Raw genomic sequence first — 12,211 nt, 5'->3', positions numbered from 1 at the left:
CACGTGGGGGTCGTGGGGGCCGCCGCCCTCCCCTGCCTCCTCCCGCCGATCACCCTGCGTGGCAGACAAGAAATCGGCTCGGTCGTAGCCGCGGCGCCGCTGACCGTTGCGCTCGAACGGGTTCTTGAGCGCGGTCACCCCGTACGAGGCGAGCGCCGCAGCGAGCTCGGTCTTGCTGGGGAAGCCGAGCGCGACGGCCAGGTCCTCGGAGTGGATACGGGTGTCGCCCGCCGCCTGGAAGACGGCCAGCGCTCGCGCGATCAGTTCCGGCACCTGCGGCCAGTCCGCCATGTTCGCGCCGAACTCCAGCGTGAAGCCGCCCGCCTGCTGCTGCGGGACGACAGGCGCCGGGGCGGGCGTGTGCACGGCCGGGAGCGCGGCGGCCTGGCCCTCGTCGCCGTCCTCGTGCTCGTCGTCGGGATCGAGATCGGTGAACGCCTCCCGCATCCGGTCGTACCGGGTGTCGAACAGGTCGCCGATCGCCGCGCGGGCGGCGCGGACGGCGGCCGGGTCGAACTCGGGCCGGATGCGGGAGATCGCCACGGCGGCGCGGCCGATCTGGAGGAACTCCATGAACGCCGCCTTGAAGGGGCGCGGCCGCTCCTGGTCGTGCTGGATGAAGGCGCAGCCGGGGCCGTCGAGGTCCTCGATACTGATGCCCTTGTTCCAGCCGAACAGGTACGCGATCTCCTCCGCGTCCTGCACGAACATGCCAATCCGCAGCGTCGACTGCTTCTTGACGTTCGGCGAGATGACGTCGGAGGTGGCGCGCAGCGCCGAGAAGTAGACCTCGACCGCCTCGTTGCGGCCGATCCGCTGGACCTCCTCCATGTTGGCGCGGAACTCCGCGTACAGCGGGTGAGCCGACGCCGCCATGCCCTCAGCGGACTCGTCCATGAGGACCACGTACGCGGGCAGCTCCGGCGAGATCGGAAGGAGCTGGGAGTTCGCAGCCTTCTTGATCCGCCGCGTCGACTTCTTGCGGTCCTTCGCAATCGCCAGCAACGCGCGGCTGACGAGCACGGCCTCCTCGATGTTGGAGGCGGCCCAGCCGAGCGGGCACCGCTCGATCTCGCCCTCGATCCACGGGTCGAGCCACGCCTGGGAGACGCCGCCGCCGTTGAGGTCGATGTGGATGACGATGGCGTCACGGGACCGGCCCACCTCGGCCGTCGTGACGTGCAGCAGGCCCGTCTTGCCTGAGCCTCGCTGCCCGGTGAACAGGCCGGCCTTCTGCCGCAGGATGACCTGCACGGGGGAGCCGTCGCGGAACTCGCCCAGGACCTTGGGGTCCAGGAACGAGGTAGCGGTGAAGTCCTCCGGGTAGGGGATGGTCTCGGCGAGCCGGTTGACGGTGCCGACGCGCAGCCACGCCGACCCCCGGTCCGGGCCCTTGGTGACCTCGACGCCGCACCCGTTCGGCAGGCGCGCGTCGGAGGCGAGCGCGTCCGCGCCGCGCTCCAGATCGGAGCGGGTACGGCCGCCGCCCGGCAGCCGGACGAGCAGGTCGTAGCCGGTCCGGCCGGGCCAGAACCGCAGGTCCTCCACCAGGACGTTCATGGTGCAGACGCGGGCGATGCGCCGCTCCCAGTCCTGCGCGAGCCGGGACGTGGAGCGCAGCACGAGCGCGCCTCGGCCGGCGGCCACCTCAAGGCGCTGCCGGTCGCGGGAGGCGAGCGGGGAGGCGAGGGTGGCGGCGAGCGCGCCGATCCCAAGCGCGGCGAAGGTGCCGGTCTGCCACAGGCCGGTGGCCAGGACCCAGGTGAGCCAGGACCCGGCGCCGCACCAGCACGACAGCCGGTACAGCAGGGCGGAAGGGGAGGCGTGGCGGGCGTTGGGCACCACGGTGGCGGCGGGGGCCGCGACCGTGCCGACCGCTCCCCACACGGGGTTCAGGTCGAACACGTCGCCGAGGGCGCCGGTCGCTGCGAGGGCGCCGGTTGCCTGGACGGCCGAGGCGAGGACACCCTGAAGCGCGGTCGGCTGCCGCCGGTTGCGCTGTGGGGTGGTGGTGGCCACGGGTGGTTCTCCTTCGCTGTGGTGCAGGTGCAGGGTCGGGCGGGCCTGGGGTCAGGCGGGCATGTTCCAGAGGTGCTCGTTGATGCGGGGCTTCTCGCGGCGGGCGATGTCGTCGGCGTGGGCCTGGCGGAAGGTGGCCGCGAGCTGCTGGGCGGGGTCGATGAGGGCCGCGGACCCCTTGATGAGGTGGCCGAAGTGCTCCACGACCGCGGGGTGGATCGGGTAGGCGGCCTGCAGCCGGGCGCCGAACCGCTGGTAGGCGAGGGTGAGGTTCTGGCCGACCTGGTGGAGGGCGTCCAGGTGCTCGGCGACGATCATCATGTCGGGCACGGTGTAGCTGGAGGCGGCGCCGATCATCTCGGCGGACATGATGACGAGCGGGTTGTCGGCGCTGCTGGTGGCGATGATGCGGCTCACGGTGGGGGCGCTCCTTCCGGGCTCGGCCGACGAGGCGGCGGGCCCGCGCGATCAGCCGGGCGAGCAGGGCATGCAGGCCGATCCGGGTGGCGGTGTCCCATGCGTGCAGGAAGCCCACCAGGCGGGCCAGGTCGGGCTGGAACCGGAGCTGCCAGCCGCGGGCGCGGCCGGTACGCCGATCCACCCAGGCGCGGACGGTGCGGCCCGCGCGGCGCGCGCGGGAGAACGGCCCGCGTTCGCCGCCGTGGCGCGGCGTCGACGTGGAGCCGCCTCCGGCCGGCGGACGGCGGGAACCCGGCGAAGTGGACTTCCCGCGTGGGAAGTCCAACCATCCGGCTCGGCTGCCGCTACGGCGCGGCCGGCGGCCGCCACCCGGCCCGCCGCTGGAGTGCGCGGCCGAGTCGCCACCGGATCGTCCGCTCCGGCGCGATCGCCGCGAACCGCTGCCGCTGGCCGAGTCGCCACCGCCCCCTCCGCCCCGGCCGGGCCGCTCGCGGAGGAGGGTGCCGCGCCGGTGCGCCACGTACGCGGCGCCCGCTCCGGCCACGGCTACGCCGCCGCCGACCAGGCCGCCGACTCCGGCGAGCTGGTAGAGGCCGGTGACGAGGAGCGTGGCCGTGGCCAGGCCGCCGACGAGCAGCGTCCGGCCCGGCTCGGCCACGGGGGAACCCGCGTGGTCGTCGGTGATGCGCTCGGAGGGCTCCTCGGCGGGGGCCGGGGCGGGCACGTGTTCCTCGACCGTGATCTTGTCCTCGGCGACGTCGCCGGACTGCTCGGGCGGTTCGACCTTTACGTACGTCACGGCGTCACCGCCAGGGCGTCGGCGATGGCTGTGAGGTCGCCGCTTAGGAACGCGACCAATGCGCCGCCGGCCGCCGACGCGGCCAGGAGGGCGGACGCCTGGAGAGCGACGAGTTGGAACGTGCGCCAGTCGCGGGTCTGCCCTTTGCCGGAGCAGCCCCAGCAGGGGTTGATGGACGCCCCGCTGCAGGTCATGGAGCCGCCGCCCTGGCACACGGGGCACGGCTCGCGCGGCGGGATCAGAACGCTCATCTCCTCGCCCCTCCCATTCGTCTCTTGGCTATCTACACCATACAAGCTAGCTTGATAGGTGTAGTAAGACAAGAAGGGGTTGTTGACGTTGATAGTCGAGACCGGTATCCCGGTGGCACGCACTGCTGGCACGCTTGGTGTCGGCACACCACCGACACGGACGGGATGGATACTCATGACCGCACGGCACCCCTTCGAGGAGATCGCCAAGAGGCTGCGGTCGGAGATCTTGACCGGCAAGCGGAAGCCGGGCGAGCCGCTCCCGAGCGAGAACGCCCTGAAGGACGAGTGGAAGGTGTCGCGGATGACGGTGCAGCGGGCGATGGAGGACCTCGTCGCCGAGGGCCTGGCCGTCACCGTCCCGAAGCGCGGCGTGTTCGTGCGCGGCTACGACCGGACAGCGCAGGCCGTCGAGCTCGACACGATCAACCGGGAGTTCGGCGCCACGGTGGAGGTCGCCGTCGTGGACACCCCGCCCGCGATGGAGGACCCCAACGAGGTGGAGCCGGGCGTCTTCCGGCGGCGCCTGATCGGCGACAGCATCCGGGACACCTACTGGTCGCGTGCCGTCACGTCCAAGATCCCGGAGCTGACCAGACCGGCCCCGCTGGACAAGGCGGACCTGCTGCTGCTCGTGGACGCCGGCATGCTGCCGATCAAGGCCAAGGCCAACGTGGTTGCGCGCATGCCGACCCACGAGGAAAGCACCACGTTGGCCCTCCCGCGGGCAACCCCCGTACTTGAGCAAGTGGTTTGGCTGCTCGTGGGCCGGCGGCTGGTCGGGATGCGGGTCGAGGTGTATCCCGGCGACCGGACGGTGTTGCAGTACGACCTCGTGGCGCTTGATGGACCGAAGACGTGAAAGATGCCGGTGGGTGTCTAGGGCAGGAACAGGCCGATTGGGACAAACGCGAGTTTCTTTCGGTAGACGGACAAGAGTCCTGATGACCGCTAACACGTAGTTCTCCTCGACCTCGGCCTGCTTGGCCAAGGACGCGGGGCCACGGCCAGGCATGGCCAACGACGGCGAGGCGCCTCGGGCTCCGCCAGGCGGCGCTGGACTCGGTACGCGATGCCGTGAGGCCCGGCCGTCCAAAAGGACGCGTAGTGTCCGCCCACCTGGAGTTCGAATGGCCAAGGATCTGCATCGTCATGGCCATCTACCTGGAGGAGCTCGCGTCCGTTCACACGGAGCGCGGATGCCGATCGGGACTTCCATCGGCGGACCCTCCCCGTAGGCGCGGCCGACTGCAGCGCCTCCTGAAAGGTCCGCGCCCGCGCCGGATCATCCCCGCAGGCGCGGGGCCGACGTGGCTTCCGTCCGGAGTACCAACCCGACGCGGGGACCATCCCCGCAGGCACGGGGCCGACCCTCATCGCCGGGCAGCTCGTCGGGAGCATCGCGGACCATCCCCGCAAGGCGCGGGGCCGACAAGGTGGTCAACCGATGGCGGAGCTGACTCCCCGGACCATCCCCGCAGGCACGGGGCCGACGTCTCCGTCCCCTTTAGGGCGGCGTGTCTGAAAGGATCATCCCCGCAGGCGCGGAGCCGACCAGTGAGGAATCCGCCCGGCGCGCGCCTGCCGCGGACCATCCCCGCAGGCGCGGGGCCGACCCATCCAGGAGGACCGCTCTGGCTGAGGTGCTAGGACCATCCCCGCAGGCGCGGGGCCGACAGGATCGTGGCGGGGGTCTTGGGCGGCGCGAACGGACCCGGGGGGCCGACCCCGCCCAGCCACTCGGCCAGCCGCATCGAGTAGGACCATCCCCGCAGGCGCGGGGCCGACCCCGGGCGGGCAGGCCCGCCTCAATGATCGCCGGACCATCCCCGCAGGCGCGGGGACGACCGAGGGCGGGGCGGTGGCCGAGCCACCTCCAGCTGGACCATCCCCGCAGGCGCGGGGCCGACGTGGCGGCGGTGGCCGCATCCGCCATGGCCCAGGGACCATCCCCGCAGGCGCGGGGCCGACTCCACCTGCGGGACGGTCGTGACGGTGAAGCGGGGACCATCCCCGCAGGCGCGGGGCCGACACTCCGCGCGAGGTCCTCGACCGGCTGCTCTACGGACCATCCCCGCAGGCGCGGGGCCGACGCTGCTTCACCAGCCACAGAATGATGATGCCGAGGACCATCCCCGCAGGCGCGGGGCCGACACGACGATCGCCCGGAAGTGCACCTCGGGCAGCGGACCATCCCCGCAGGCGCGGGGCCGACCGGGTGTCCTTGCCAGGCGAATCGAAGTACACCGGACCATCCCCGCAGGCGCGGGGCCGACCGAGCGGACCACGTCCATAGCCGTAGCGAGGTCGGACCATCCCCGCAGGCGCGGGGCCGACGCCGGCGAACGCGCGCTGCTCGCGGGTGCGAACGGACCATCCCCGCAGGCGCGGGGCCGACCCGACGAAGGACATCTTCTCCATCCGGGACCTGGGACCATCCCCGCAGGCGCGGGGCCGACGGTGACCCGCGGGGAGCCGACTGGCAAGTTCGCGGACCATCCCCGCAGGCGCGGGGCCGACTCCTCGAATCCGAGGTCAGCCCAGCTCTTGGTCTGGACCATCCCCGCAGGCGCGGGGCCGACGCGGTTTCCGGGCTGTCGGTGAGCGAGATCTGCGGACCATCCCCGCAGGCGCGGGGCCGACGGCCACATCAACGACAGCCACACCCTGCCCGGAGGACCATCCCCGCAGGCGCGGGGCCGACTCGGCGGCGGGGTTGAAATATCGCTGTACCCACGGACCATCCCCGCAGGCGCGGGGCCGACGTCTGGCCTCGCGACTCCTTAAGGGAATCCGGCGGACCATCCCCGCAGGCGCGGGGCCGACGCCTTCATGAGGTAGAACGAACGCTGCCTCGAATCCCGGACCATCCCCGCAGGCGCGGGGCCGACGGCTTTCGGTCGCGACGTTTTAGAGGCAGAGGCGGACCATCCCCGCAGGCGCGGGGCCGACTCGACCAGCAGGGAATCTGCCTGCCACTCGGGGGGACCATCCCCGCAGGCGCGGGGCCGACGCTGATGTTGGCGATGGCCGGCACGTAGGTGACCGAACCATCCCCGCAGGCGCGGGGCCGACCTGTCCACCTGGAAGGCCGCCCACCCCGGCAGCGGACCATCCCCGCAGGCGCGGGGCCGACCGCGCCCGCAGGGTGCGCCGGGGTCATGGCTGCGGACCATCCCCGCAGGCGCGGGGCCGACGGTGCATGACGCATACGGACAGCGAGAGCCCGAGGACCATCCCCGCAGGCGCGGGGCCGACGATCCGCCGGTATACGTCGATTGGCAACGTGGAGGACCATCCCCGCAGGCGCGGGGCCGACGCGCCCGTCTCCTGACACCTTGATGCCGCGGGCGGACCATCCCCGCAGGCGCGGGGCCGACCAGCCCTGCGTGGCGAGGTGCTGGTACTCCTGCGGACCATCCCCGCAGGCGCGGGGCCGACGACGACGAGGTTCAGGAGTACCGGCGCAAGCGAGGACCATCCCCGCAGGCGCGGGGCCGACAAGGGGTCGGCCACGACCTTGTCGAGCCGCTGCGGACCATCCCCGCAGGCGCGGGGCCGACGGCGATGACCCAGCCGACCGCCGTGAAGATCACGGACCATCCCCGCAGGCGCGGGGCCGACTCACCGACAGCGCCCTTCGCGTCCGCATCGACCGGACCATCCCCGCAGGCGCGGGGCCGACGCGACGACTTGCCTAGCGATTTGGCGAATCTGGGGACCATCCCCGCAGGCGCGGGGCCGACGCGGGGGTCCTCGGCGGCCGCGGCCCGGGCGGCGGACCATCCCCGCAGGCGCGGGGCCGACGTCTCGGAGTCGTGGTGGGCGATGCCCGGCCAAGGACCATCCCCGCAGGCGCGGGGCCGACTGGGCGCACCTCGGCGTCCGGCCGGGTGTCCTCGGACCATCCCCGCAGGCGCGGGGCCGACATGCCACCGCATGTCCACAGCAAGGACTAGCTCGGACCATCCCCGCAGGCGCGGGGCCGACCGGAGAAGGAGTCGTCCTTCCGGCCGAACACGAGGACCATCCCCGCAGGCGCGGGGCCGACGCGCGGCGCTGGGCTTCTTCGCGGATGCGGAGCGGACCATCCCCGCAGGCGCGGGGCCGACCGGCCGGCGCGAGCCCGGATGATGTGCGCCGGAGGACCATCCCCGCAGGCGCGGGGCCGACTCACCGCACCCGCAGGCGCATTCTCCATACGTCGGACCATCCCCGCAGGCGCGGGGCCGACTGGAGGGCGGGCAGCAGGGCGCCGAAGAGCTGAGGACCATCCCCGCAGGCGCGGGGCCGACACTTGTTCACCTGCGCGTTCATCGGCAGATGGTGCGGTTTTCCTTCGGTTGCGAAACGGTGGGCGGTCGTTTCATCTGACGCCTTCTCGCTGAACTGTTCGGAACTGCTAACGCCGTGGAGTAGGTGAACGATATCGCAGTGTGCTGGCACGCCCCTGTTTTGTCAGTCACGGCATCTAGGGTTCGCGTTGATGGAAGGCGGTGCGATGACGTGGCATGAAGCGTTTGGGTATGAACCGGTCGTAACACGGCATCTCGGTGCTCTTTGGGGCAAGTCGCGCCAGAAGGCGGGTGGTAGAACTAATCTTCTGGTTTCTCATCTTCTGGATACCGCAGCGGTGGCGGAGCAGCTTTGGGACAACTATCTGGCACCCTCCACAAAGCGGGCGTTGAATACGCTATCAGGGGATCGCGGAAGGCTGTTTTTTGCCTGGTTGTGCGGTATCCACGATTGCGGGAAGGCGACGCCGGCGTTTCAGCGGGTGGACGCCGAGGGGGCGGCAGCGGTCCGGCGAGCCGGGCTGAGCTGGAACGAGTCCGTGGTGCAGCGGGCCCGCTGGCGGCATGACAAGGCAGGTGGAACGCTCCTGCGACGTCTGCTGCGGGAAGCCGGCTGGGAGCCGGAGCAGATCGACTGGTTGTGGCCGCTGATCGCCGGTCATCATGGGACGGTGCCTTCGGTGGGGGTGCTGGAGGGGTTGCGGACGGCGCGGGGCGAACCTCAGGGGAGAGGTCCTGACTGGGCGCGGGCGCAGGCGGCGGTGGTGGAGGTCTTCACCCGGCTGGTCGGGTTCGCGGATCTTGCCGACGTGCAGCCTCGGCGAGTGCCCAGCCGAGCGGTGCAGCCTCGGCGAGTGCCCAGCCGAGCGGTGCAGCTGCAATTCAGCGGCCTGGTGGTGATGGCGGACTGGATCGCCAGCGACGAACGTCACTTTCCCGGCATCGATGATCTCGCTGATGTGTCCATGCCAGGCGCTCGGGACCGTGCGGTCAAGGCTTGGGGGCGGCTCGGGCTGAGGGGTGGCTGGGCGCAGTTGGACAGCCCGCCGGCGGATGTCTTCACCCGCCGGTTCGATCAAGATGCTCGGCCTTCGCAGGATGTCGTCGTGGGCGTGGCCCGCCGGATGCCGGGGCCGGGACTGCTGATCGTCGAGGCGCCGATGGGGGAGGGCAAGACCAAAGCTGCTCTGGTCGCGGCCGAGGTGCTGGCCGCCCGGTTCGGCGCGGACGGCGTGTTCGTGGGCATGCCCACGCAGGCGACGAGCGATCCGATGTTCAGCCACGTTCGTGCCTGGCTGACCAGGATCGATCCGGGCCTGGCGGGGCAGGTGGCGCTGCTGCATGGCAAGCGGATGTTCAACAAGGAGTGGCAGGCTCTGCTGGACGGGGTGGAGGCCGACCCTGACGGCTTCTTCGCAGGTATCGACGAAGATGACCTGTACGGGATGGGCGATTCGCCCTTCCAGCAGGGCGGGGCGGCGGAGCGGCAGGCGCCCGCGGACTGGTTTCTCGGCCGTAAGCGGGGGCTGCTCAGCCCCTTCGTGGTCGGCACGATCGATCAGCTGCTGTTCGCGGCGACGCGGACCAAGCATGTGATGCTGCGGGCCGCCGGGCTGATGGGCAAGGTCGTGGTGCTGGATGAGGTGCACGCGGCCGACGTGTACATGTCGCAGTTCCTGCTGGAGGGGTTGCGCTGGCTGGGGCAGGCGCGGGTGCCGGTCGTGCTGCTGTCGGCCACGCTACCGCCTGGCCAGCGCCGTGATCTGGTGTCCGCCTATCTGGCCGGGGCGGCCTCGGCGGAGGAGTTCGACACGGGCGCGCTGCCGCGGCCGCGAGGGTATCCGAGCGTCACGGCCGCGTGCCTGGTCGAGGGCGAGGCGGTCTATGACGTGCACGATGCGCGACAGTGGCGGCCGGACCTGGACGTGCTGGTGACCGTACTGCCTGAGGTCCTCGATGACGGGCCCGGGGGCGAGAGCGGCGCGGTGGCGCTGGCTGACCTGCTGGGGGATCGGCTCGCGCAGGGCGGATGCGCACTGGTGATCCGCAACACCGTGTCCCGCGCCCAGCACACCTACCGCGTGTTGTGCGAACGGTTCGGCGAGGTGCAAGTGCGGCTGCTGCACGGAAGAATGACCGCGCATGATCGGGCCGAAGGCACGCAAGAATGCCTTCAGGCGCTGGGCCCGCCAGGCGGAAACGCAGCGCGGCGGCCGGAACGGCTGATCCTGGTCGCGACGCAGTTGGCCGAGCAGTCCTTCGACGTGGACGCGGACGTGCTGGTCACCGATCTGACCACGATTGACCTGCTGCTGCAGCGGCTGGGCCGGATGCACCGCCACGACGGGGTGACCCGGCCGGCACGCGTCCACCGGCCGGAGGTGATCGTCACGGGTTTCGCACCGCGCGGTGAGACAGCGCCATGGATTCTTCCGGAGAGCGAGGGCATCTACGGTCGATACCTGCTGCTGCGTACCGCCGCTCTGGTCGATGCCGCGGATGGTGGCGGCTGGTCGGTGCCGAGCGAGGTGCCGCATCTGGTCGAGCGCGTGTACGGCGGCAGCTCGGAGGTGGTGCCGGTCGGGTGGCGCGCTGAGGAGCAGCAAGCCCGCCAGGATTGGGCGGCGCAGCAGGAGGAGCGGGCCCGCAGCGCGGAGCACTTCCTGCTCACCCGGGCCGGTGAGCACGCGAAGGCGACGCTGGACGGGCTGCACTACGGCGCGGCACCCGGCAGCCTGGCCGAACACAAGCTGGAGGCCGTGGTCCGGGATGGGCAGCGCAGCGCGGAGGTGATCCTGGTGCGCCAGGACCAGCGGGGCTACCGGACGCTGGCGGGCCGCTGGCTGGGCGTCAACGGCGAGGTGCTCGCCGACGAGGTGGTGGAGGAGGTCCTCGGCGCCACCGTACGCCTGCCGTCCAAGTTGACCGAGGCGGCCGAGCGCGCTCTGGCGCCGCTGGATGGCTGGGCCGGCCATCCGTGGCTGAGGCACAGCAGGGCGCTGCCGTTGCAGGCCGACGTCCCCGCCATGGTGGGGCAGTACCAGGTGCGATACGAGGAGAAGCTCGGTCTGATCGTGGACGGCGGCTCGGAGGGTCTCTCACGGAGAGGCACTTGATCGGGCGAAGCCAGGTGGCCTCCAGTGACGTTGTCCTGGTTGAGGCCACCTGGCTCGCGCCGGGCTCGATCCCCGCCCAGCGGGGCCGACCGATACATCAACCGCAGCCCACAACACAACCGAGGGCCATCCCCGCACTGGTCGAAAAGCGGGGCCGAGAATCACCTTAGGCGTTTGCCTGCGGACGTGTCCCCTCTATGTCAGGCTATCTCCAAGCCCCTCAACAAAACCGCTTCATGGATCAGTCGATCAACAGCATTGGGCTCGTCGAGGAATTTGCGGACGAAGCGCTTATCTCGGGGCAAAGGCCGCTTAAGAATGTGTGACATCTAGAGGTGTGGACAGATGCACAGTTTTGATCTGATCGAATCAGCTTGGCTGATACTGCGGCCCGCAGGTGAAGCAACCAGCGGCCCATTCTCGTTGCGCGACGCTCTGCTCTACGCTCATGAATTCGACGCGCTGGAAGCCGAAGTTCGCACTCATACCCCCGCACTGCTGCGTCAGGTGCTCTTGCCTGTCGTCCTAGACGCCCTGGGACGGCCCGCCGATCGTGAGCAGTGGGCGCGCCGGTTCGCTCATGGGCGGTTCACCGAGGCCGAGCAGGACACGCTCAGTGCTTACCTGGATGATCACCGCTCCCGCTTCGACTTGTTCAGCACGACGGTGCCGTTCGCCCAGGCGGCCGGGCTGCACACGGCCAAGCAGGAGACGAAAGGTTCTGCGCTGCTGGTCGCCACCCAGGCTTCGGGTAACAACGTGCCGCTGTTCTCGGCCCGCACCGAGGGCGACCCACTGCCGCTGACCCCGGCTGAAGCGGCGCACTGGCTGCTGCACGCCCACTGCTGGGACACCGCGGGCATCAAGTCAGGTGCGGTCGGCGACGACGCGGTGAAGGCAGGCAAGACCACCGGGAACGTCACCGGACCTCTGGGATACCTGGGTGTCATCGTCCCGGTGGGGCGGACCCTGTTCGAGACGTTGATGCTCAACATCCCGGTGGGAGTGCAGCCCGCCGACGACGTCCCACACTGGCGGCGCGACCCCGCCGACGGGCGGTGGGAGACTCGGGCCGCTACCGGCCTGCTGGACCTGTGGACCTGGCAGGCGCGGCGGATCCGTCTCGTCCCGGAAGAGACCGAGCACGGGGTGCGCGTCTGCCGGGTCGTGCTGTGCGCGGGAGACCGGCTGCAGGCCATCCCCGAATGGGAGCCGCACACCGCGTGGACCTTCGCCAAGGACGCCAAGAGCCCGGCGGGCACAACGCGGCGGCCGCGACGGCACATCCCGGGCAAGGCTGCCTGGCGCGGC

At 71.1% G+C, this 12,211-nt stretch carries 6 protein-coding genes and 1 CRISPR repeat array; of the genes, 4 read left to right on the top strand and 2 right to left on the bottom strand.

Features of this window, described 5'->3' with window-relative positions; all coding sequences use genetic code 11:
* Positions 1-2,019: hypothetical protein (locus tag IO39_RS50070; protein ID WP_043641395.1), on the bottom strand; the 2,019-nt coding region annotated here is incomplete at its 3' end.
* 51 nt (positions 2,020-2,070) lie between these two features.
* Positions 2,071-2,436, bottom strand: coding sequence for a hypothetical protein (locus tag IO39_RS50065; protein ID WP_043641394.1), 366 nt, complete (start codon positions 2,434-2,436; stop codon positions 2,071-2,073).
* A gap of 514 nt (positions 2,437-2,950) precedes the next feature.
* Between IO39_RS50065 and IO39_RS50060 the strand changes: the two genes are divergently transcribed.
* From IO39_RS50060 to casA, 4 genes are all read left to right on the top strand, one after another.
* The gene (locus IO39_RS50060; protein WP_043641391.1) at positions 2,951-3,544 is read left to right on the top strand and encodes a hypothetical protein; all 594 of its coding nucleotides are present in this window, start codon (positions 2,951-2,953) and stop codon (positions 3,542-3,544) included.
* A 120-nt stretch (positions 3,545-3,664) separates the two neighbouring features.
* The gene (locus tag IO39_RS50055; RefSeq protein ID WP_043641389.1) at positions 3,665-4,351 is read left to right on the top strand and encodes a GntR family transcriptional regulator; all 687 of its coding nucleotides are present in this window, start codon (positions 3,665-3,667) and stop codon (positions 4,349-4,351) included.
* 897 nt (positions 4,352-5,248) lie between these two features.
* Positions 5,249-7,784: direct repeats of the CRISPR family, unit length 28 nt; unit sequence GGACCATCCCCGCAGGCGCGGGGCCGAC.
* 206 nt (positions 7,785-7,990) lie between these two features.
* Positions 7,991-10,900: a CRISPR-associated endonuclease Cas3'' gene (locus IO39_RS50050; RefSeq protein ID WP_052424393.1), complete on the top strand. Its 2,910-nt coding sequence runs from the start codon at positions 7,991-7,993 to the stop codon at positions 10,898-10,900.
* Between the two features lie 345 nt (positions 10,901-11,245).
* Positions 11,246-12,211, top strand: a 966-nt coding sequence (gene casA / locus IO39_RS50045) for a type I-E CRISPR-associated protein Cse1/CasA (RefSeq protein ID WP_043641387.1), incomplete at its 3' end; no start/stop codon positions are given.

Origin of the sequence: Nonomuraea candida, assembly GCF_000725485.1 — a bacterium.
In the GTDB taxonomy this organism is placed as follows: domain Bacteria; phylum Actinomycetota; class Actinomycetes; order Streptosporangiales; family Streptosporangiaceae; genus Nonomuraea; species Nonomuraea candida.
This window is presented reverse-complemented; position numbering and strand designations above follow the sequence as displayed.

Coding starts and splice junctions, on each gene's coding strand:
- IO39_RS50055 (WP_043641389.1), top strand. CDS start 3,665: ATGACCGCACGGCACCCCTTCGAGGAGATCGCCAAGAGGCTGCGGTCG.
- IO39_RS50050 (WP_052424393.1), top strand. CDS start 7,991: ATGACGTGGCATGAAGCGTTTGGGTATGAACCGGTCGTAACACGGCAT.